Genomic DNA, 21312 nt, shown 5'->3' with positions numbered 1-21312 from the left:
ATATGAATGAATACCCTTTTCCTCAATGGTAAATATAAAAGGCAAAAACCTTACATTTTTGCCTTTTTCTAAATTAGTTTTGTTATTATGGTTTCTATTAACTTTTTCGTTCATAAAAAAAAGCGAATGTACTGTCGTTGTTGAAACAGAACACAATCGCTTATTTAAAAAAATCCAATGTATACTATTTTTTTGCTACATAAGTAACACTTTCTTGCTTATTTGGGACGTTCTAAGGAAAATAATTGCCCCAATTTACTATAGTTAGAACCCGCAAGTCGGCTGACTGGCTTCACACGTTCTGCAGAAACGCGATCGTTTTCTATCACTTTTTCACTAATATGAAACATCACAACTTCACCGATAAACAAATCTGAGCTGTATGCCTCATCCGTTCCTAATGGAACAATTTGGTGAAGCTTACACTCCATCCGAATGCTGGCTTCTTGAATTCCGGGAACCTGCACTTTTTTGCTCGGTGCTAGTGTTAACCCTGTTTCTTCGACTTCACTCACGGAAGAAGGATAAGAAGATGCCGCTTGATTCACTTGTTCCACTAAGTTTTCGTCTACAAGATGAACTACAAATTCTTTAGATGCACTAATATTTTTTGCCGTATCTTTCGTCATTTGACCTTCACTTCTCGAAACCGAAACGGCAATCAGCGGAGGCTCTGCCGCAACTACATTAAAGAAACTAAACGGTGCAGCATTCACTACACCGTCATCATTTTGACTTGTAACAAACGCAATCGGCCGGGGAATGACGACCCCTGTTAACAAATGATAATTGTCTTTTGCACTTTGTACCGCTGGATCGACTATCTTCATTTTACCCACTCCTTTTCTTCCATTTACTTTATTGTATGGTAACGAAAAGAGTATAGATTAGCTAGCAACTTGCTCACCAAATATGCAAAAAAGAGATTGAGACATACCTCCATCCACCTAATTCGAAGACGAACAAATGGGAGTAATGAGCTGGTATCGATCACTTGTGACACCACTGTTGGTTTCCCTGCAATGCTTCGCTTTCCGCGGGCGACCGATGAGCTTCCTCGTGGATTACGGGCCTTCAGGTCCTCATCACTTCTGCTTTTCCCGCAGGAGTCTTCGCCTTGCCCTTCAATCAACAGCTAGAAGCAACTAACTAGATGAAACCTACGTTCACTACAACAATGAAAAAATCCGAACGATTCATCGTTCGGATTTTTCTGCAACTAAAATAGTTTCAGCCTATTTCTTTAATTTAACACCGTAATTTTCACTGTACGACGTCCGAATGCTTTTGCAGCTGACTCAGAAGGTACTAATACGTCAATTCGATATCCTTTAATCGCACCGCCCGTATCACCTGCTGTTGCCACTCCGTATCCTTCTACATATACTTTTGAACCTAATGGAATAACGGATGGATCTACCGCAATAATTTTATGAGTGCCTGAACTTACATTTTGTCCAGTGGCTGTTACGCCGCTACACCCTGCACAATTAGCTGTATAAGCTGTTGCTTCTACATACATTTCTTTTCCAGAATGCTTTTGTGTGCTTTCTTCTTTTTTCGTTTCTTTTGCTTCTGAAGAAACGGCTGCTTTCTTCTCTGTAGCCGCAGCTGTTTTTACTTCTTGTTTTGGCTCTGTTTTTACTTCTTTTTTAGCCGTTGCCAGTTCAGCTTGACGTTTTGCTTCTGCATCAGCCTCAGCCTTTTCAGCTGCCTGCTGTTTTGCCACTTGCTCAGCTTGCTTTTGAGCTGCTTCTTTTTCTTTTGCAATCTTATCTTGAATGCCTGTTAATTCAGACTGAAGGTTTGCTTTTTCTGAAGAAGCTGCATCGATTTCATTTACAACCGTGCTGTACTTTTCTTGCATAGTTGTTAACGTTGCTGTTTGTTTGGCAACGTTTTTATCTAATTCAGCTTGTTTAGCCGCTAAGCTACCTTTTGCTGCTTCTAATACTTTTTCTTGCTTATCAATTTCTTTTTTATCTTTTTCAATTTGATCTAAATCATTTTGATGCTGCTTTAAAATATCATTATCCGCTGACAATAACGTTGTGACAGCACCCATACGTGCAACAAAATCTCCAAAGTTATCAGCATTCATTAATGTATCAATAACAACGCTTGTTTTATCGTCTTGCTGCAAAGCAACTAATCGATTTTCAATAATATCTTTACGACTTAACACTTTTTCCTGAAGCAAAACGATTTCTTTTTTCTTTTTCTCAATCATTTTGTTCGCTTCTGAAATCTGCTTTTCAGTCGATGCTAGCTCTTTTTTATTGCTAGAGATTACTGTATGTAATGAATTTAATTGTGATTGAATGTTTTGAACATCTGAATTGATAGACTGTTTCTCTTTCTCTTTTTGTTGAACAGCCTTTTCTGTTTCTTTAATTTTATTTTCAGTACTCTGGAGCGCTTCTTCATTCGATTGGGCGTGAGTCTCTGTGATGCCGGTCATGAAGAAAATTCCTGTGACTGCTGCAAGAGTCATACGCTTAAAAATTTTCATAAAGTAATAGTCCCCTTTCCTCATAGACATAGTTATACCATAAAAAACTATCTGTTTATGTTACAATACAGTTAAAAGTTTCCCATAATTTGTATAACCAAGAATCTCTTTCTGGGAATTCATCACCAAAATGCCTTGATAGAGAGGTTTACTGTTTATTAAAAAAGATATATTTTTGTCATAAACAGGGCAAAATTGCTCTTTAAAAATAGAAATAAACGCTTATTATTACAGGTATATTACAAATTTTTCACAGAAAATTATGTGTTTTACCGTCTTTTTTCGGTGTTTTTTACTTTTTATTACATAAATTCCACCTACATAATTCCTACACTATTTATAAAGTTGTGACTTTTTCACTTCTTTTTTACACTTTATATACATAAAAAGACGCCCATAAATCAAATGAGCGTCTTTTTTCTACACATGTATAAAACCATTATTTGTCAGAGATTACTAGTTTTAAAGGCACTGGAATTTGCTTATCTACCTTTTTGCCTTGAAGAACATTTTTAGCAGACTTTACGGCAAGTTTACCGATTAAAACAGGCTGCTGGGCTACAGTTGCTCCTAGCTTCCCTTCTTTTACCGCTTTAATTGCATCGTCGTTTCCATCAAACCCTACTACTAGCACATCTTTTCCTGAGCTGTTAATCGCTTGAATAGCTCCTAATGCCATTTCATCATTATGAGCAAATACGGCTTTGATCCCAGGATTTCCTTGAAGAACATTCTCCATAACGTTTAAGCCTTTTGTACGGTCAAAATCAGCCGACTGTTTAGCCGTAATATCTAGCTTTTGATCTGCAACGTTGTGGAACCCTTTTCCTCGTTCACGAGTTGCTGAAGCTCCGGGCACGCCTTCAAGTTCTGCTACTTGAGCTTTTTCCCCTACTTTTTTCACAATGTAATCAGCAGCCATTTGACCACCTTTTACATTATCTGAAGCTACCAGTGTTTCTACTTTTCCTTTTTCTGCTGAACGATCTAGCGTAATAACTGGAATGCCTACATTATTAGCCGATTGTACAGCTGTTGAAATAGCAGCTGAATCCGTTGGGTTAATAAGCAAAATGTTAACACCTTGCTGCATTAAATCTTCTACATCGTTAATTTGTTTGGCTGAATCATTTTGAGCATCTACTACAACTACTTCCATGCCCAGTTTTTTTGCTTCTTTTTGTACCCCTTCTTTTAGCGAAACAAAGAACGGATTGTTTAATGTAGAAACGGATAAACCAATTTTAATATCTTTTAAATTTTTACTTTCAGATGGTTTCGCCCACTCAGGAGGCTGAAGTGAACAAGCCCCTAACAGTAATAATGAAAATGATAATAGCACGAGCCAAATTTTCTTCATGTTTTTCCCTCCTAAGATGACTTTTTGCGATCAATTAATACCGCGATTAAAATAACAATTCCTTTTACGACCATTTGGTAAAATGACGAAACGCCGAGTAAGTTTAAACCGTTGTTTAACGTTCCGATAATCAGCGCACCAATTAACGTTCCAACAATGCGTCCACGTCCTCCAGAAAGGCTTGTTCCACCCAGTACTACTGCAGCGATAGCATCTAACTCGTAAGACGTACCTGCCGTTGGCTGAGCAGAGTTCAAACGAGAAGTCAAAATCGCTCCTGATAGCGCTGCCAATAATCCTGCTAGTGAGTAGATCATAACCTTAACTTTTGGTACTTTAATTCCTGAAATAAATGCTGCTTTTTCATTTCCCCCGATTGCATATGTTCTGCGGCCAAACGGCGTTTTATGCAAAATCACCCATAGGACAGCAAACGCTAGTACCATCGTAATTGCCGGAACAGGAATACCTAGAAAATAGCCGCGGCCAAATAACTGGAAGTAATAGTTTTCGCCTAAGCCCGTAATCGGATTTCCATCTGTATAAACAAGCGTTAACCCTCTGAAAATTGTCATCGTTGCTAGCGTTGCAATAAACGGCGCCATTTTTCCTTTTGTAATAAGCAAGCCGTTAATCATACCCATTACAGCTCCTAACACACATCCTATTAAAATAGCTAAAATAGGATCTACACCTGACACAATCATACCTGCCATTAACGCACTTGATAAAGCAAGTATAGAGCCAACCGATAAATCAATTCCGCCTGTTAAAATGACAAATGTCATACCGAATGCAATTAAGGCATTAATGGCTACTTGACGCAGCAAGTTTAAAATATTTAAAGGTTCTAAAAAGCTTGGATTTAAAATCGATACAATGACAATAAGAATAAATAGACCTAGTAACGGACCTAGCTTTTGCATCACGTTATCAACGCGATTTTCTTTTATCGCTGTGTTTGCTTTCATTTTACTGACCTCCTGTTGCAAATGTCATAATTTTTTCTTGAGTTGCTTCTTCACTTGTCAGTTCACCCGTTATTTTTCCTTCATGCACAACCAAAATGCGATCGCTCATACCGAGTACTTCCGGAAGCTCTGAAGACACCATGATAATAGCCACGCCTCTGTCTGTCAGTTCATTCATAAGCTGATAAATTTCACGCTTTGCTCCCACGTCAACTCCTCGAGTTGGTTCATCTAAAATCAGCACTTTTGGTCCAATGCCAATCCATTTGGCAATCACTACTTTTTGCTGATTGCCTCCCGATAAGTTACCCGCACTCGTCTCAGACGACTCGGTTTTGATCGTTAAACGTTTAATAAGTAAATCTACAAATTGCTGCTCGCTTTTTTGTTCAATAAAGCCTTTTGGCGAAAAGCTGAATAGACTTGGAAGCGCAATATTTTCTCGAATAGAAAAATCCAGGACGAGTCCTTCTGTTTTACGATCTTCTGTAATGAACCCGAGACCTAATTTAATGGCTTGGTCGGGCTTTGTGATACTGACCCGTTTGCCATTTAAGATAATTTCGCCTTTTTCTAATGGATCAAGCCCGAAGATAGCGCGCATAATTTCGGTTCTGCCAGCTCCCATTAGCCCCGCAACACCGACAATTTCTCCTGATCGCACCGAAAAATGAACGTCATGAAATACACCTTTTCTCTCCAAGCCTTTTGCTTCAAATACAACGTCTCCCTTAGGAGATGTCCTAGCAGGAAATCGATCCGTTAGCTCTCTTCCCACCATTTTGCGAACCACGTCATCGAAGCTGGTTTCTGGAATCGGCTTTTTGTCTACCGTCTGTCCGTCACGCATGACCGTAATGGAATCACAAATAGCAAAAATCTCTTCCATACGATGTGAAATATACACAATCGATACACCTTGTTTTCGCAGCGCATTAATTACGTCAAATAACTTTTGAATTTCTCTTTCAGTAAGCGCTGCGGTTGGCTCATCCATGATAATGACTTTTGCATTCGTCATCAGCGCTTTGGCTATTTCAATCATTTGCTGCTGTCCGACAGAACAAAGTCCCGCTTCTTGATCAAGAGGAATGGTCACAGCTAATTTTTCAAACTGCTTCTTTGCTAACGCTTTCATTTCTTTTGTTTTTAAAAAACCTAAAGGCGTTTTTAATTCTTTGCCGATAAATAAGTTCTCAAGCACCGTCATTTCAGGCCAAACGTTCAGCTCTTGATGAATAAAGGTAATTCCGTTTTGTTCCGCTTCTTTTGGATTTTGAAAATACGTCTCTTTGCCATCAATCAGAATCTGCCCTTCATCTTTTTTATGAAGGCCAGTTAAAATATTCATCAGCGTAGATTTCCCCGCTCCATTTTCCCCCATTAGTGCGTGAACTTCACCTTCATGTAATTCAAAATCCACGCCTCTTAGTACACGGTTTGCTCCAAAGGCTTTATGAATCCCTCTCATTGCAATATGCATGCTGTTCACCTCTTTTAAAAAATAACTCCCGCTTGTAAAATGCAGTTTGCATAAGGAGTTGCTTCTCCTGTACGAATCACAACTTTCGCTTTGCTTGTCAGCATTTTTAATTGTTCATGCGATACTTCTTCTACTAAGATGTTTTGCTTTTCCATCAACTCGTAAGCCTTTTGATTTCTTTCTTTCATCTCAGAAGCAATCACTATTTTTTCTGTAGCCATATCTTCTAACACAGCTACTACTACATCTTCAAAGCTAGGCACTCCTAGCTTTAAAGATAAATCAATTTTAGGCACGTCACTCGGAACAGGTAATCCTGCATCTGCAATGACAATAGTGTCTGTATGACCTAGATCTGTTAGTATTTTCGTAATATGACTGTTAATCATTCCGTGACGTTTCATTTACAGACTCTCCTCCACTTCTTTTCGAGTCGGCATACCGCCTTGTGCACCAAATTTAGTGACAGATAGCGAAGCTGCGCGATTAGCAAACTGAATTCCTTTTTCAAAACCCATTCCTTCGGCAAGTGCCACGGCAAGCGCTGCGTTAAATGTATCTCCTGCTCCTGTTGTATCAATCGTTTCTACTTGATAAGAAGGAACCAATACTTCTTTCTCGCCGTTAAAATAGCGTACACCTTCTTTTCCTTCTGTAATAAACAATTTATTTGGATACTGTTTTAATACTTCTTCTTTTTCTTTTCCTTCAAATAAAAGCTCTGCTTCATGTTCATTTGGAGTGATGTAAGAAACTTGTTCAATCACTTCTGCTTTTAATGGTCTTGCAGGCGCTGGATTTAACAAAAGCGGTACTTTAAGTTCCTGACAAAGCTGAGCAACATATTCAACCGTTTCTTCTGGAATCTCTTGCTGAATAAGTACGATATCTGCTTCTTTAATTTTTTCTTTTGCTTTTTCTACGTAGTCTGGAGTAATATAATCGTTTGCTCCTTTGACAACTACAATGCTGTTATCTCCTTCAGCGAGTATAATGTGAGCTGTTCCGCTATCTGAATCTGTAACCGGTTTCACATTTTTCACGAATACACCGTTTGATTTGAAATTCTCCAGAATTGCTTTTCCGTAATGATCTTCGCCCACACACCCAATCATACTCACATCAGCTCCAAGACGGGCTGCTGCAACAGCTTGGTTCGCTCCTTTTCCTCCAGGAACGGTTTTGAATGATTCTCCTAACACTGTTTCTCCAGCTCCAGGACGAATATTTGATGTTACTACTAAATCCATTGATGAACTTCCAATCACAGTTACTTTAGCCATGTTCCTCAACCTTTCGTGTCGTATTTCGTTCAATAAACGTAACGGGTAGTTGTACTTGCTTTTGAATTAAAGGTTCTTTCTTAATACATTTCATTAACAGACCTGCTGCTTGCTTGCCCATTTCATAAGCAGGCTGACGAATTGTAGACAGCGCTGGAAACGAAAAGCGGCTTTGCGGAATATCATCAAAACCAATTACTTGCAGATCATCGGGCACGCTTTTTTCTAATCGAAATGCCTCGTGTAAAACGGCTGTGGCTACAATATCATTACTTGCAATAATCCCGTCCGTTTCCGGGTACTTTTGAAAGATTTCCTTTGCCCATTTCTGCGCATCGTCAAACGCTAGAGAATTTGTATTTAATACGTAAAAGTCTGCATCAGACTGACTCAAAACAGACAGAGAGCCTTGAAAACGTTCCTGGGCAGGCTTTACATTTACTGGACCTTTGATAAGTGTAATTCTTTTACTTCCTCTTTTGATTATTTCTTCTGCAGCAAGTTTTCCACCTTCAAAACCATCAGCATAAACGGACGGATACTGATCAGAACTTCTATCTAAAAACACGACGGGAAATGTAAGACCTTCATATAGTTTCTGAGCTAGACTTGTTGTTGCCGTGATCATTCCTACTACATGGTTTTGCGTAAACGTTTGGAGATAGGTTAATTCTTTCTCTAACTGCTCATCACTATTGCCAAGAATTAAACGAAATCCATGGCTATGTACTTCATCTTCTATTCCTCGTGCAAGCTGAGGGAAAAAAGGGTTTGTAATGTCTGGAAGCAAGAGCCCAATCAAACGCGATTCACGTGTATAAAGCGAACGGGCTACCTCGTTAGGGCTGTAGTTTAATTTTTGAATTGTATTCATTACTCGCACACGCGTGTCTTCTTTTACATATCCTGTACTGTTTAAAACGCGCGAAACGGTCGCAACGGACACGCCTGCTTCTTTTGCTACATCGCGAATTGTTACCACTTTATTTCCCTCCCTTCATATATGTAACCGTTTACACAAATAATAACATGGAAAAGTGAAGTTGACAATCTTTTTATTAAAAAAAATCACTTCATTAAGAAGTGATTTTTCTTTCATTAGATATTAGCGTCTAGTTTCTTAAATAATTTCAAAAATTGCTCTTGATCTTTCGGTTCATAGCAAGAAAAGAAATGAGCAATCATCTTTTGCACAATTTCATTTGCTTCTTCAATCACTTGTTCACCTTTAGCTGTTAACTCAATGTTTACTTTACGGCGATCTTCTTTAGAGTGATAGCGTGAAACTAACTCTAAGTCTATTAAACGATTAATAACAGGAGTAATTGCACTAGGCTTTACGCGCATCTCTTCTGCCAGCTTGGTTACCCCAATGTGACTGCACTTACCGATAATTAATAAGATATGATATTGAAAAGGTGTAATCCCTTGTGAAAGTAACCTTTCTTTTATCTCTGTCATTACCTTTTTGTTAAGGGATATCGAAATTCTCTGGACCTCTTCAATAAATGTGAGCTGCTCCATGTTTTGACGTCCCCTTTCTTATAATCAGGGAGTCGATGTTAACATGTCAGCCCCCTGCTGCACTCCAAGCGAAACCGAACCTGGGGAGAGCGGCTGGTTTCGCGGAATGCTTATAACCTATTTTCTATCTATTTTATTCCGTACTATTATAATAGAAGAAACTCATTCACTATCGTTTTTCTTAAACGATCTTAAAGCCTTACGAAAAGCGTCATCATTCATAACGTCACGTTCTTCTTTTGTAAAAACCGTGTCGTCTTTTTCGCCTTCTCTAAACTTTTGCAGCACTTGACGATACATATCATCGTTCATGACATCTTTTTCTTTCTTATGTCTAGATGTTCTTGTTTCCGTCTTAGCCTGCGGCTCTTTTGGCTCTTCTTTTGGTGTTTCTTTTGGTGCTGCAGGTTTTTCTTCTGCTACTTTTTTCTCTTCTACTTTTGGCTCTTTAGGAGCATTTGAAGAAGCCGCTTCTTTTTTAGGTGGAACTGTACGCTGGCGCTTAGAAGATGATGCTTTAGCATTCATTGTAATAATTAGTACAACCAGAATCACAGCTACAACGATCAGTAAAATACCTAACATACTGTCACCTACTGTCCTTGTGTCATTCGTTTAGTCACTTGAACAACACGTTCTCCTAATGCTTTACCTAGCGCTTGGTCGTTCTCTGTTAATAATTCGTCACCTTCGATTGGACAAGTAATTCCCACACCGTAATAAGTACCGTACAGCGCATTTTCTGGAATGTTACCTGGTAAGCCAGCGATAACCATTCCTTGATGAAGCATCGGTGTAATTAAATTTAAAAGCGTTGCTTCTAAGCCACCGTGCGTTGTAGCTGTTGTACAGAACACCGCACCTACTTTATCAATTAATTTACCTTCTGCCCATAAATAACCTAATTTATCAATCCACGTTTTTAACCCTGAACTGATTGTTCCAAAATGCCCTGGGCAACCCCAAATAATAGCATCCATTTCAGGCAGTTCACGTACATCTGCATCTTCGACATGCTTTACATATACAGTTGCTTCTCCAGACAGCTCCGCGCCAGAAGCAATTGCTTTTGCTAATGCCTCTGTATGTCCGCCTTCACTATCATATACGATACAAATTTTCATCCTTTATCCCTCCGTTACTTATGAGTTCATATCTTTTGGTGCCGGTAACATACGAATATCGTCTGTTGTTTCTTTTTCTGTCTCTTCCACTTCTACTACTGCATCTTTACGAACATCACGTAGGAAGAAACTTAAAATCAATCCAATAATGGCAATAATAACTGTCCAATAAAACGCGTCGTTAATTCCTTGTACAGTTGCTTGCGCTTGAACTTTTCCAGCTAATGTTGTTAAAGCTTGTTTTTGGGCCTCAGTTTGAGAAAGGTGAAGCGTTTGAGCAATCTTTTGAACAAATACCTGGAAGTTATTCATAAAGAATGGATCGGATGTAGTCATGGAACTGCTCATTTCATTCACATGATATGTTGTGCGATTTGTAAAGATTGTAGTCATTAAACTGATACCGATTGAACCACTCACCTGACGAAGCGTGTTCGCCATTGATGTACCATGGCTGCTTAATTTTGCCGGCAGCTGATTTAAACCAGCCGTCATAATTGGCATCATCAATAATGACATACCGAATGCACGGATCATATAAATAATAACAATATGACTAAACGGTGTTTCAAGCGTTAATTTTGTAAATTCAAATGTTGTCACAACCGTAATCAACATCCCGACAATCCCTAGTGGACGCGGTCCTAATTTATCAAACAGCGTACCAGAAATCGGTGACATAACTAACATGACAAGTGCACCAGGCAAGATTAATAAACCTGAATCAAATGCTGAATAGCCACGAATGTTTTGCAAGTAAATTGGCAATAAGAACATACCAGCATACATGCTAATTGTAATGGCAATACTAATGATATTAGATAATGAGAAAATACTGTATTTAAATACTCTCACATCAAGTAATGGACTCTTAAGTCGAAGCTGCTGCACGACAAAGATGATTAATAAGACAATACCGCCAATCATCGTTGACAATACAACTGAATCCGTCCAGCCATCGTTTCCAGCTTCACTGAATCCGTATAGAAGTAAAGCCATACCTGCAAGAGATGTAAACACAGAAATTAGATCTACTTTTACATTTTGAGGCGGTTTAATATCTTTTAATTTAAAAGCTGCAATAATAAGTACGAGCGCACCTAGTGGCACCATTCCCGTAAATAAAATGTGCCAGTCATAGTTTTGAATAACCCATCCGGAAAGCGTCGGTCCAATTGCCGGAGCGAACATCATGGCTAAACCAAAGATACCCATTCCTTTTCCGCGCATATGAGGAGGGAAAATAAATACGATAATGGTCATAACTAGAGGTGCTAGTACTCCGCCTCCGACTGCTTGAACAAGACGTCCAATTAGCATAATCGAGAAAGTCGGCGCAATTCCGCAGACAAGTGCCCCTATTGTAAAGCAGGCCATTGCAAATAAGAATAAGCGACGAACGCCAAAACGTTCAATTAAATAGGCTGATAATGGAATAAGTGCACCATTTACAAGCATATATCCTGTAAGCAACCACTGTGCCGTATTAGCCGTAACGCCAAACTCTGTAATCAGATGCGGGATCGCAACGTTTAGCAGCGTTTGGTTTAAAATTGCTAAGAACAATCCAAGCATAAGTACGACTAGCAGCGGAATATGCTTTTTAACTGAGCTTTCCTCTGGTTGTATCGTGTTTGCTGACATCAGTTCCTTCCTCCTTTCTTCTCTTCTTAATCATGTACGTTCTTAGTTTTTAGAGATTTTAACTTCTGCGTTCATACCTGGTAGTACGTTTTCAGAGTAGTTAGAAATAGAGATTTTAACAGGAACTGTTTGTGATACTTTCGTATAGTTTCCGTCTGAATTAGAACTTGGCATTAATGAGAAAATTGAGTTTGTTGCATAACCGATTTCTTCTACTTTTCCATCGATTGTTGTTTTAGTATCTCCGTCAACTGTTACATCAACGTCATCGCCAGCTTCAATATCTTTCAATTTGTCTTCTTTAATGTTTGCAATGATGAATAAGTTATTCATATCTACTTCGCTAGCAATTTGTTGACCAGCTTGAACCATTTGATTTTCTTTTACCTGTGTTTTGATGATTTTACCGTCTTCTGGTACTGTAACTGTTTTTTCTCCATCTTCTGATTGGATTTTAGCTACCTCATCATCTTTTGAAACATCTTTACCTTCTTCAATGTTCCAGCTTGCTACTTTACCTGCCGCTGGCGCTACTACTGTATAAAGGTCGCCGGACACTTTTGCATTGTCTGTGGATACATAATTAGATTTTTGAATATAATAGTATCCCCCACCAATAATTAAAGCTAATACTACAATAATTCCGATAAAGTTCATTAAAATTAAACGCCCTCTTGACATTTATTTTACCTCCTTAATATTTCATTCAGTTAAGTATTACGCTAGATAACTTTATCACAAAGATATTTAGTTGTAAATAACTTTGATTTTAATTTATTTTTAAAACTAAACATTTATGTTTCATAAAGTTTTCCCGACTGAATACTTTACTACATCTTTAACTGAAATACAACTTAAAAGTTTTGGTTTCTTTACAAGTACTTTACTTTACTTTAAAGTTAGATATATAAGCATAGGGTTATACACAAAAACAGCTTCTTTTTTCGGAACAAACTCCCTATATACATAAACCACAATAGGTAACTAGCAGCAATTGTTTAACACCTATAATGATAAAGAAAAGGTGATTATAATGGATCAGCAGTTAATAGATAAACTAGAAAAACTTGACCAAGTTAAAACCTCATTATTTGAACTCAAGCGAAAGCTCTTGGAAGATAAAATCAGTGAGCAGCCCTATAATTTGACCATTACGAAATTTTTAATTCTAAAATTCATTGGAGTCAGCTCTAAACGTATGGTAGCCGAAATTTCTTCAAATCTAAAGCTAACCTCCGGCGCTACTACCATCTTATTAAATCAATTAGAAGATGATGCACTCATTAAGCGCGTACGTGACCAAAAAGACCGCCGAATTGTATGGATATCCTTAACAGAGGCTGGCGAAACATTAGTGAACTATGTAATTGAGCAGCGAAATTTATTTTGGCAAGACATGCTTTTTGCTCTAACTCCTGAAGAACAGGATGAGTACCTCCGCATGCTTGAAAAAATGGAAAAACGCATTAGACAAACTGTGGATCGTTAATACTAAAAAGCGTGTGTCCATTTATTTTATGGACACACGCTTTTTAGGACCCGCTACTATTGACGAGCTTAGGAAGCTTTTTGTTTGCTGCCTTTAAAATTCAGGATTATTTTTCAAAAATCCATTCCAAGCCTGTGCTGTAGCTTTCTCAATTTCTTCTTTGGAAGCATGAAGCCTCTTAGCGCTATCTCCATAGCCAATTTCGATTTTACCTTTTTTCAATTCTTCAAATATCGAATCAGCAAAGTCATCAAGCGGTGCTCCAAATGTATGAAGTCCCGGTCCTCCTAAATCCGTGTTCACGGCTGGAGGAAGAATTTCTATCACTTCGGTATTCGTTTCTTCTAATTGATGTCTTAGACTAATCGTAAACGACCTTAACGCCGCTTTTGTTGCGCTATAGATTGGCACCCATGCTCCAGGTGTTAAAGACAGCCCAGACGTTACGTTAATAACCGCAGCACGTTCTTGTTGAACGAAATGAGGAATCAATAACGACGTTAAATGAATAGGAGCACTTACATTACTCATTAGTTCTTTTTCGTAATACGGCCACTCTTCGTGCGTGTGTAAAAGATTTACGCGCTGCTGAATGCCTGCATTATTCACAATAACATTTAATTTCGGGAAACTTTCAGTCGCCCATTTTACTAGCTCTACTCTGCTTTCTTCTATTGATACATCGCACACTTTTGTATGTAATGAAGGGAATTTTTCTTTTGCTTCTTGCAGCTTTGACTCTCTTCTTCCACAAATAATAACTTCATTTCCTTCATTTAAAAACCGTTCTGCAAGCGCCAATCCAATTCCTGATGCTCCGCCCGTAATTAAAATAGTGTTTTCTGACATCTTCATTACTTTTCCTCCTTGTTCAACCATCCCATTTACTTTTTAATAAACAAAGCGCTACTGCATGAATGACAATAGCGCTTTGTTTATTATTTATCTTACAAGACGTTTTAGTCTTGCTTTAAAAGTCAAAGTTATCTGGATCTGGACCTACGCGATGATTTTGATTTAATGCGTTAATTTTTTCAACTTCTTCTGCATTTAATTCAAAATCAAATACGTCTGCATTTTGGATAATACGATGTTCTTTTGTTGACTTAGGAATAGTTACTACTTCGTTTTGCAAGTCCCAACGTAAGATAACTTGAGCAGTTGATTTTCCGTGCTTTTCAGCAATTTGAGTTAACACTTCGTTATCAAGCAGCTCACCTTGTGCAAGCGGTGACCATGCTTCCACTTGGATTCCTTGTTGTTTGCAGTATTCACGCACTTCTGTTTGCGTTAAAAGTGGATGAAATTCGATTTGGTTTACCATCGGCTTAACTTCTGCATCTGCAATTAAGTCTTCTAAATGATGAACTTGGAAATTTGATACGCCGATTGCACGAATTTTCCCGTCTTTATAAAGCTTTTCAAGTGCTTTCCACGTATCTTTATACTTACCTTCAACTGGCCAGTGAATTAAGTATAAATCTAAATATTCAAGACCTAGCTTGTTTAAGCTTGTTTCAAACGCTTGAAGAGTTGTGTCATATCCTTGATCTGCATTCCACACTTTTGATGTAACAAATAGTTCTTCGCGAGAAACTCCTGATTCTTTGATTGCTTGTCCCACACCTTCTTCATTTTCATAAATTTTAGCCGTATCAATGCTTTTATATCCAGCTTTGATTGCATATTTAACTGAATCTACCACTTCTTGACCATCTTCTACTTTATAAACACCTAAACCTAACCAAGGCATTTTAATGCCGTTTGCTAAGGTCGTCGTTGATTGTAAGTTTTCCATGTTGCTGTTCATCCCCTTTTTTACTATTGAATTATTCGTAAAGAGTAATTGCTTGTGAAATTTGTTCTGCGCACTGTTTAACAAGTGCAGCATGTTCTTCGTCTTTCTCTTGTGAAATACGAAGAGATGGACCTGATAAAGCAATAGCCGCCATTATTTTTCCTTTTCTGAAAATAGGGGCTGCAATACAGCGAACGCCAGGCTCCCGTTCTTCATCATCGACAGCATATCCTCTTTCCTTACTTAAAGCCAAATCAGCTTCAAGCTCGTCCAGCTCGGTAATCGTTCGATCTGTATAAGCTTCAAGCGAAAGTTCATGAAGAATAGATTTTTGTACGCTGTCCTCTTGATAAGCAAGAATACACTTTCCAATAGCATTTGCATGAAGCGGCTTTTTATTTCCTACTTCGGAATGCGTACGAGTGCTATATTGCCCGTTGACCACCTGAGTTGTAACCATTTGTTTATGATGGAGAATTCCCGCGTAAATGGTCTCTTTGGTCTCTTCACTCAGCTTCTGCATAGCAGGAACAGAGAGCCAATTCATTTCATAGTTCGTATGCATCGTATTTTGCACGAGTGCCAGCACCAGTTGTGGTGAAACCGTATAGCGGTTAGACGGGTTTCTTACAATAAATCCATTTTGCTCAAGCGTGCTCACAAGACGATACATCGTACTCTTATTAAAACCGAGCGCTTCCATCATTTCTGGAATAGTCATATTCGGACGGTTTAAAAGCAAAGAGAAGATATCTAATCCTTTTTTTAAAGTTCCAACCTCGGACATGCCCTTCTTCCTCCTTTTATCCGAACAACAATTTTATTATAAAACAAAGCTCTTTATCGTATCAAATAAGGAAACTAAACTAATGTTTTTTCCCTATATGAGAGAATACATGACATAATTGTTCTTCTTAATCTATTCCACTGTTTTTTCTATTTAAACATAAAAAAAAGCCTTAACAATAGAATTTTTTTACAGTTTTTAAAATTAGTTTTGCTGTTCACTCGTTAACTTCTTCAAATCGCTTCAGCTGCTCCAGCTGATTTTCCTTTTTCATAATTTCTTTCTGACGCTCGCCTAGTAAATCGAAATGAGGATAGCCGGATCGATTATCAATATACTTAGCGGGAATACCATACTTTTTTCCCCACTTAATCAGCTTATTTAAGTCACTGCAACCTACTTTTGTTACGGTAGTTGCATGTGGAAAACGCTCATCAAGCCAATAATGAGTTAAAAATGCGATCTCTCCTCGCTTAACAGCTGCTTTCCATGCGTTTAGTTCCGGGCGTTTAATTCCAAATGCCATTCTTTCACCTTTTCTCTTTTATATAAGTAGTTACATGATTTGTTTACTATAAAGAAAAAATATCATTCATATAGAAATCTTTCATAATATCTTGTCTATTTATAACCATCTCTAAATAATAGCGTACTTTCTCAACCTGTTTCCTATCTAAGCATTATTGTATGCTTATGATTTTATCATCATCTTCTCTTATTTTTCAAAAGATCAAACAAACAAATAACGTTTAAATAATAAAGAAAAGCCTTATATATAAAAGAAACTAAAGATTAATTTCAACATTTCTTTTGCGAATGATTTTTCCTTTGTATTGAATGTTGTTCTTTTTTTATTATGGCAGTATGCATTTAGTTTGAACCTTCAGTATATTAAAAACCTTACACTGTTACCATTCTCACAAAAAGACAGAATTTACTTTTTATTCCGAAAATAATATAATTCAAGTGATATGAAGCTTTTCGCTTCATCTATTTATTATTAAAGGGGGAATTCTGCTTGGCGATGAATGAAAATTCTTTAAAGAAGGTAAACAATGCTTCTTCCTCTCCTGATTACACAGAAATTGTACAGTCTGCTTCATTTCAAAAGCTTTTAAAACAAAAACGCAATTTTATTTTACCGCTCTCTCTGTTTTTTCTTGCTTTTTATTTTACCTTGCCTATCTTAACGGCTTACACAACCGTCCTAAACAAACCAGCTTTTGCTTCTATGACCTGGGCGTGGGTATTCGCTTTTGCACAGTTCGTGATGACCTGGACCCTATGCATTCTATACACAAAAAGAGCCTCGAAATTTGATGAACTTGTTGACACGATTAAAAAAGAAGCTGCAAATTAAACAGGGGGTTAAATGAATGAACGTACTAGCTTTTTCACTTTTTTTAGCCATTGTAGGTCTTACGCTAATCATTACGTATGCGGCATCCAAGCGGACAAAAACGACCAGTGACTTTTATACAGCAGATGGAAGTTTAACCGGCTGGCAAAACGGTATGGCGATTGCCGGAGATTATATGTCTGCTGCATCATTTTTAGGCATAGCTGGAATGGTAGCGCTTTCTGGATTTGACGGTTTTTTTTACAGCATCGGCTTTTTAGTTGCCTACCTCGTTGTGTTATACGTTGTAGCTGAACCACTTCGCAACTTAGGAAAGTACACGATGGCAGATATGATCGCAGCTCGTTTTAACGAAAAGAAAGTGCGGGGAGTTGCTGCGTTAAACACGATCACCATTTCCATTTTTTATATGATTGCGCAGCTTGTTGGAGCAGGAGCATTAATTCATTTATTACTTGGGTTAGATTACGTGTACTCTGTCTTGATTGTCGGCGTCTTGATGACGGTTTACGTTGTATTTGGAGGAATGACAGCGACTAGCTGGGTGCAGATTGTCAAAGCCTTGCTTCTGATGATTGGTACGTTCATTATTTCCATTATCGTATTTTCAAAATTTGATTTTAGCTTAGCTAAAATGTTTTCCGAGATGAAAACTGCAACTCCTCTTGGCGACGGCTTTTTAAATCCAGGAAATAAATTCAAAAATCCGCTGGACATGATCTCGTTGAATTTAGCTCTTGTTCTTGGCACAGCAGGCCTGCCTCATATCCTTATTCGTTTCTTCACAGTAAAAGATGCCATCACCGCAAGAAAGTCTGTTATTTATGCAACGTGGATCATTGGCGTTTTTTACATTATGACAATCTTTTTAGGATTCGGTGCTGCTGCTTTTGTAGGATATGATGATATTATCAAAGCAAATGCAGCAGGAAATATGGCCGCTCCCCTGCTCGCTCAAGTTCTTGGCGGAGACTTTCTTTTTGCGTTCGTTTCAGCTGTAGCATTTGCTACAATTTTAGCTGTTGTAGCTGGACTGGTGCTCTCAGCAGCTTCAGCATTCGCGCATGACTTCTATAGTCATATTCTGCGTAAAGGAGCTGCTACTGAAAAAGAACAGGTAGTAGCTGCACGGTGGGCTTCTATTGGGGTATCCATTTTATCTATTATTCTTGCATTATTTGCTCAAACCATGAACGTGGCATTTTTAGTGGCACTTGCCTTTGCCGTAGCAGCGAGCGCTAACTTGCCAATTATTCTTCTCACTATTTTTTGGAAACGTTTCAATACAGCAGGAGCAGTCACTGGCATGCTGGTTGGACTATTCAGCTCACTGTTTTTAGTTGCTATTAGTCCAAACGTGTGGGCACCTGAGCCGGGAGCTGCTATCTTTGTAGGTGAACCGCTCATCACGCTAACAAACCCTGGTATTATCTCTATTCCTCTAGGCTTCTTAGCTGCTTTTATAGGAACACTTCTTTCGTCTAAAAAAGCAGACGAAAAGAAATTTGATGAAATTTTAGTAAAAGCAAATACAGGTATGGGAATCGAAGAGCCTGTCAAACATTAATGCCCAAAAGCCTTGAAGCAGGTTGCTTCAAGGCTTTTTACTAGAATAAATCTTCTTGTAAACCAATAGCGGCAATTTGTTCATTTCTAAACTTTACAGCTAACATATGCTCTTCTTCCCACGTACATTCAAAAAACAAACCAAGTTCTCTTGTATCATGCCGTGCTTCAGGAACAAAGATTTGAATACACTCAACTAAAAAACCGATGTCTTTTCGCTTTTTCACATTCGGAACTAATAAGTCTACCACGTCTTTTTCAACTTGAGTTCTGTATTCATCTCGCACCTGTTGATAATAATCAAAAAGAGCTTTTTCCGTCCTCTTTAACAATAATTCACCTTGAAGCCAAAATGCTTGAAAGGCCTCTTCTTGTCGTTTTTGAAATGGCTTCTCTTTATCTCCATCAATTGTCAGCAACACGTGTTGTTTTTGTCCAAAGAAAGTGACCTGTTTTTCTCCAACCCAGGCCGAGTCATATAACAAAGATCCAAAAAGCGGATGATGTACTCGTAATGTTTGATTCATTGCATACCTGACCCTCTCAAAAAGTGGATTTCTGCTTACATTGGCGTATAATAAATGGTGCTTGAAACAAACTTCTAAACTTATTCTATGTTACCATATTTTTTACAGAAAGGAGTGCCACAATGTGTGAATACAATTAAATCTTTGTACCCTTACTTAAAACCTTACAAATGGCTCGCGCTGTTTGCCCCGCTATTGATGGTAATTGAAGTGTTAGCTGACCTTCTTCAGCCTACTATTATGCAGCATATCATTGATTATGGCATTGCAAACAACGATCAAACATATGTTATCACGCGGAGTATCCTTATGCTCATGTTAGCAGTCATTGGCTTAGCTGCCGGTATCGTCTGCGCCATCCTTAGCACAAAAGCGGCAGTAAATTTTTCTACCGATATTCGGAAATCGCTTTTTGAAAAAATTGAAAACCTCTCAAACAGCAACAGAGACAAACTAGGGACTGGTCACTTAATTACCGTCATGACAAATGATGTAACGAGTGTTCAAAACGCATTAAATATGACGCTAAAAGTATTAGTTAGAGGTCCTTTACTTTTTGCAGGAAGTATTGTGATCGTGTTATTAACTGCTCGTTCTTTGTTTCCTATTATCGTCGTGGTCGTCCCTATTTTATTTTTATGCATTTGGTTTGTGATCACGAAAGCTGGAAAACTTTTTAAAAAAGTTCAGCAAAGCGTTGATCGTGTAAACACAAAAGTCCAAGAAAATTTATCAGGGATGCGTGTAGTAAAAGCGTATGTAAGAGAATCATATGAAATCAATCAATTTAAAGAAGCAAACAGCTCCTTGACGCGAGCTAATATGAGTGCTGTTCAGCTTATTTCGCTTTTAATGCCCGTTATTTTATTTGTCGTAAATATCGGAATGGTAGCTACTCTATGGCTGGGAGGACTTCAAGTCGAAACAGGAAAAATTGAAGCAGGTGTGATTTTAGCTTTTATTAATTACTTAACGATTATTTTAAACGGACTTATGTCAAGCAGCATGGTGCTTATGCAAATTACACGCGCATTCCCTTCAGCTGAACGAATCGATTCTGTTTTAAAAACAAAAATAGACATCCCTCCAGCAAACTCTGCTGCTCAAATCAACAGACTTAAAGGTGATCTATCGTTTCAAAACGTTACATACAGCTATAGTAAAAATGGCGAAAACGTATTAAAAGATATTTCGTTTACTGCTAAACACGGGGAAACCATTGGCATTATCGGCTCTACTGGAAGCGGAAAGTCGACGCTTGCAAAACTTATTTCCCGCTTATATGATCCTGATGACGGCGAAATCTTCGTAGATGGAAAAAACCTTACGGACTATGACGTAAAAGCGCTTCGCTCATCCATTGGGTTTATTCCTCAAAAAGCTACGCTGTTTACCGGCACGATTGATATGAATATTCGAATGGGAAAAGACCATGCTTCTTCCTTAGAAATTGAAGATGCTGCGGATTTTGCATGCGCAACGGAGTTTATTGAAAAACTTCCAGAAAGATATGAGTATCCTTTAACGCGAGGGGCGACCAATTTATCAGGAGGGCAAAAGCAGCGTCTTTCAATCGCGCGTGCATTTGTTAGAAAGCCCGCTATCCTGGTCATCGATGATGCAACTTCGGCATTAGACGCCGTTTCAGAAGCACAGGTACTAACACATTTAAAAGAAGAGTTTGCTGATGCGACCGTTATCATCATTGCTTCTAAAATTTCGTCTCTTCTCCACGCTGATCATATTATCGTCATGGATGAAGGCAAAATTGCTGAACAAGGGACTCATGAAGAATTGCTTCGTTATCGCTCTCTTTATTACGACATTTACCTTGCACAAGGCGGAAAAGAGGTGTTGCCTAGTGAATAATCAAGGTAAAAATCA

The 21312-nt window shown here is 38.3% G+C and carries 22 protein-coding genes; 4 read left to right on the top strand and 18 right to left on the bottom strand.

Annotation, left to right across the window (positions count from 1 at the left end; translation table 11 throughout):
* Nucleotides 1-218: 218 nt before the first annotated feature.
* The 13 genes from LJC66_RS04405 to LJC66_RS04345 form a co-directional block, all read right to left on the bottom strand.
* Nucleotides 219-830 carry a flavin reductase family protein gene (locus tag LJC66_RS04405; RefSeq protein ID WP_025749707.1) on the bottom strand — a complete coding sequence of 204 codons (612 nt, stop codon included), beginning with the start codon at nt 828-830 and terminating at the stop codon, nt 219-221.
* Between the two features lie 413 nt (nt 831-1243).
* The gene (locus LJC66_RS04400; protein WP_025749708.1) at nt 1244-2512 is read right to left on the bottom strand and encodes a 3D domain-containing protein; all 1269 of its coding nucleotides are present in this window, start codon (nt 2510-2512) and stop codon (nt 1244-1246) included.
* Between the two features lie 439 nt (nt 2513-2951).
* Entirely contained in the window at nt 2952-3872 is a 921-nt protein-coding gene (gene rbsB, locus LJC66_RS04395; protein ID WP_230931868.1) for a ribose ABC transporter substrate-binding protein RbsB, read from the bottom strand.
* A gap of 11 nt (nt 3873-3883) precedes the next feature.
* Entirely contained in the window at nt 3884-4843 is a 960-nt protein-coding gene (gene rbsC / locus LJC66_RS04390; RefSeq protein ID WP_230931867.1) for an ABC transporter permease subunit, read from the bottom strand.
* A gap of 1 nt (nt 4844) precedes the next feature.
* Nucleotides 4845-6326 (bottom strand): sugar ABC transporter ATP-binding protein, encoded by a 1482-nt coding sequence (locus LJC66_RS04385; RefSeq protein WP_050689236.1) that lies wholly within the window; start codon nt 6324-6326, stop codon nt 4845-4847.
* Nucleotides 6327-6340: 14 nt separating this feature from the next.
* Nucleotides 6341-6730 (bottom strand): D-ribose pyranase, encoded by a 390-nt coding sequence (gene rbsD, locus LJC66_RS04380; RefSeq protein WP_013055631.1) that lies wholly within the window; start codon nt 6728-6730, stop codon nt 6341-6343.
* Nucleotides 6731-7609 (bottom strand): ribokinase, encoded by an 879-nt coding sequence (gene rbsK, locus LJC66_RS04375; RefSeq protein ID WP_230931866.1) that lies wholly within the window; start codon nt 7607-7609, stop codon nt 6731-6733.
* Nucleotides 7602-8591: a LacI family DNA-binding transcriptional regulator gene (locus LJC66_RS04370; protein ID WP_013081939.1), complete on the bottom strand. Its 990-nt coding sequence runs from the start codon at nt 8589-8591 to the stop codon at nt 7602-7604. Before LJC66_RS04370 ends, rbsK begins: the two co-directional genes overlap by 8 nt.
* A gap of 116 nt (nt 8592-8707) precedes the next feature.
* Nucleotides 8708-9133, bottom strand: coding sequence for a MarR family winged helix-turn-helix transcriptional regulator (locus LJC66_RS04365; RefSeq protein WP_013055628.1), 426 nt, complete (start codon nt 9131-9133; stop codon nt 8708-8710).
* Nucleotides 9134-9295: 162 nt separating this feature from the next.
* Nucleotides 9296-9718, bottom strand: a complete 423-nt coding sequence (locus LJC66_RS04360) for a hypothetical protein (protein WP_230931865.1) — start codon at nt 9716-9718, stop codon at nt 9296-9298.
* An 8-nt stretch (nt 9719-9726) separates the two neighbouring features.
* Nucleotides 9727-10257, bottom strand: coding sequence for an NAD(P)H-dependent oxidoreductase (locus tag LJC66_RS04355; RefSeq protein WP_195695241.1), 531 nt, complete (start codon nt 10255-10257; stop codon nt 9727-9729).
* 18 nt (nt 10258-10275) lie between these two features.
* The gene (locus LJC66_RS04350) at nt 10276-11901 is read right to left on the bottom strand and encodes a DHA2 family efflux MFS transporter permease subunit (RefSeq protein ID WP_195695242.1); all 1626 of its coding nucleotides are present in this window, start codon (nt 11899-11901) and stop codon (nt 10276-10278) included.
* A 42-nt stretch (nt 11902-11943) separates the two neighbouring features.
* The gene (locus LJC66_RS04345) at nt 11944-12582 is read right to left on the bottom strand and encodes a biotin/lipoyl-containing protein (protein WP_028412179.1); all 639 of its coding nucleotides are present in this window, start codon (nt 12580-12582) and stop codon (nt 11944-11946) included.
* A 352-nt stretch (nt 12583-12934) separates the two neighbouring features.
* Between LJC66_RS04345 and LJC66_RS04340 the strand changes: the two genes are divergently transcribed.
* Complete coding sequence (locus LJC66_RS04340) at nt 12935-13390, top strand: MarR family winged helix-turn-helix transcriptional regulator (RefSeq protein ID WP_016763199.1); 456 nt, start codon at nt 12935-12937, stop codon at nt 13388-13390.
* A 93-nt stretch (nt 13391-13483) separates the two neighbouring features.
* Here the strand turns inward: LJC66_RS04340 and LJC66_RS04335 are convergent, their stop codons facing one another.
* The 4 genes from LJC66_RS04335 to LJC66_RS04320 all read right to left on the bottom strand — a co-directional run bounded on the left by LJC66_RS04335 (nt 13484) and on the right by LJC66_RS04320 (nt 16501).
* Entirely contained in the window at nt 13484-14245 is a 762-nt protein-coding gene (locus LJC66_RS04335; RefSeq protein WP_195695243.1) for an SDR family oxidoreductase, read from the bottom strand.
* A gap of 115 nt (nt 14246-14360) precedes the next feature.
* The gene (locus tag LJC66_RS04330) at nt 14361-15188 is read right to left on the bottom strand and encodes an aldo/keto reductase (RefSeq protein WP_050689241.1); all 828 of its coding nucleotides are present in this window, start codon (nt 15186-15188) and stop codon (nt 14361-14363) included.
* Between the two features lie 31 nt (nt 15189-15219).
* The gene (locus LJC66_RS04325; RefSeq protein WP_014461387.1) at nt 15220-15975 is read right to left on the bottom strand and encodes an IclR family transcriptional regulator; all 756 of its coding nucleotides are present in this window, start codon (nt 15973-15975) and stop codon (nt 15220-15222) included.
* 217 nt (nt 15976-16192) lie between these two features.
* Nucleotides 16193-16501, bottom strand: coding sequence for a hypothetical protein (locus LJC66_RS04320; protein WP_013055618.1), 309 nt, complete (start codon nt 16499-16501; stop codon nt 16193-16195).
* Nucleotides 16502-16999: 498 nt separating this feature from the next.
* On the opposite strand from LJC66_RS04320, the gene LJC66_RS04315 reads away from it, so the two are divergent.
* Nucleotides 17000-17335, top strand: coding sequence for a DUF485 domain-containing protein (locus LJC66_RS04315; RefSeq protein ID WP_034275644.1), 336 nt, complete (start codon nt 17000-17002; stop codon nt 17333-17335).
* Between the two features lie 16 nt (nt 17336-17351).
* Complete coding sequence (locus LJC66_RS04310; protein WP_195695245.1) at nt 17352-18902, top strand: solute symporter family protein; 1551 nt, start codon at nt 17352-17354, stop codon at nt 18900-18902.
* A gap of 40 nt (nt 18903-18942) precedes the next feature.
* Here the strand turns inward: LJC66_RS04310 and LJC66_RS04305 are convergent, their stop codons facing one another.
* Nucleotides 18943-19428: a DUF6985 domain-containing protein gene (locus tag LJC66_RS04305; protein WP_195695246.1), complete on the bottom strand. Its 486-nt coding sequence runs from the start codon at nt 19426-19428 to the stop codon at nt 18943-18945.
* A gap of 126 nt (nt 19429-19554) precedes the next feature.
* Here LJC66_RS04305 and LJC66_RS04300 point away from each other — a divergent pair, with 126 nt between their 5' ends.
* Nucleotides 19555-21297 (top strand): ABC transporter ATP-binding protein, encoded by a 1743-nt coding sequence (locus LJC66_RS04300; RefSeq protein WP_308280720.1) that lies wholly within the window; start codon nt 19555-19557, stop codon nt 21295-21297.
* Nucleotides 21298-21312: the final 15 nt, after the last annotated feature.

This window comes from Priestia sp. TSO9 (genome assembly GCF_021029645.1).
In the GTDB taxonomy this organism is placed as follows: domain Bacteria; phylum Bacillota; class Bacilli; order Bacillales; family Bacillaceae_H; genus Priestia; species Priestia megaterium_E.
The sequence above is the reverse complement of the archived record's forward strand: the minus strand, read 5'-3'. Positions and strand labels throughout refer to the sequence as shown.

What these genes read in the sequence shown, in the direction of transcription:
- LJC66_RS04405 (WP_025749707.1), bottom strand. Translation starts at nt 830, where the DNA reads ATGAAGATAGTCGATCCAGCGGTACAAAGTGCAAAAGACAATTATCAT.
- LJC66_RS04400 (WP_025749708.1), bottom strand. Translation starts at nt 2,512, where the DNA reads ATGAAAATTTTTAAGCGTATGACTCTTGCAGCAGTCACAGGAATTTTC.
- rbsB (WP_230931868.1), bottom strand. Translation starts at nt 3,872, where the DNA reads ATGAAGAAAATTTGGCTCGTGCTATTATCATTTTCATTATTACTGTTA.
- rbsC (WP_230931867.1), bottom strand. Translation starts at nt 4,843, where the DNA reads ATGAAAGCAAACACAGCGATAAAAGAAAATCGCGTTGATAACGTGATG.
- LJC66_RS04385 (WP_050689236.1), bottom strand. Translation starts at nt 6,326, where the DNA reads ATGCATATTGCAATGAGAGGGATTCATAAAGCCTTTGGAGCAAACCGT.
- rbsD (WP_013055631.1), bottom strand. Translation starts at nt 6,730, where the DNA reads ATGAAACGTCACGGAATGATTAACAGTCATATTACGAAAATACTAACA.
- rbsK (WP_230931866.1), bottom strand. Translation starts at nt 7,609, where the DNA reads ATGGCTAAAGTAACTGTGATTGGAAGTTCATCAATGGATTTAGTAGTA.
- LJC66_RS04365 (WP_013055628.1), bottom strand. Translation starts at nt 9,133, where the DNA reads ATGGAGCAGCTCACATTTATTGAAGAGGTCCAGAGAATTTCGATATCC.
- LJC66_RS04360 (WP_230931865.1), bottom strand. Translation starts at nt 9,718, where the DNA reads ATGTTAGGTATTTTACTGATCGTTGTAGCTGTGATTCTGGTTGTACTA.
- LJC66_RS04355 (WP_195695241.1), bottom strand. Translation starts at nt 10,257, where the DNA reads ATGAAAATTTGTATCGTATATGATAGTGAAGGCGGACATACAGAGGCA.
- LJC66_RS04350 (WP_195695242.1), bottom strand. Translation starts at nt 11,901, where the DNA reads ATGTCAGCAAACACGATACAACCAGAGGAAAGCTCAGTTAAAAAGCAT.
- LJC66_RS04345 (WP_028412179.1), bottom strand. Translation starts at nt 12,582, where the DNA reads ATGTCAAGAGGGCGTTTAATTTTAATGAACTTTATCGGAATTATTGTA.
- LJC66_RS04340 (WP_016763199.1), top strand. Translation starts at nt 12,935, where the DNA reads ATGGATCAGCAGTTAATAGATAAACTAGAAAAACTTGACCAAGTTAAA.
- LJC66_RS04335 (WP_195695243.1), bottom strand. Translation starts at nt 14,245, where the DNA reads ATGAAGATGTCAGAAAACACTATTTTAATTACGGGCGGAGCATCAGGA.
- LJC66_RS04330 (WP_050689241.1), bottom strand. Translation starts at nt 15,188, where the DNA reads ATGGAAAACTTACAATCAACGACGACCTTAGCAAACGGCATTAAAATG.
- LJC66_RS04325 (WP_014461387.1), bottom strand. Translation starts at nt 15,975, where the DNA reads ATGTCCGAGGTTGGAACTTTAAAAAAAGGATTAGATATCTTCTCTTTG.
- LJC66_RS04320 (WP_013055618.1), bottom strand. Translation starts at nt 16,501, where the DNA reads ATGGCATTTGGAATTAAACGCCCGGAACTAAACGCATGGAAAGCAGCT.
- LJC66_RS04315 (WP_034275644.1), top strand. Translation starts at nt 17,000, where the DNA reads ATGAATGAAAATTCTTTAAAGAAGGTAAACAATGCTTCTTCCTCTCCT.
- LJC66_RS04310 (WP_195695245.1), top strand. Translation starts at nt 17,352, where the DNA reads ATGAACGTACTAGCTTTTTCACTTTTTTTAGCCATTGTAGGTCTTACG.
- LJC66_RS04305 (WP_195695246.1), bottom strand. Translation starts at nt 19,428, where the DNA reads ATGAATCAAACATTACGAGTACATCATCCGCTTTTTGGATCTTTGTTA.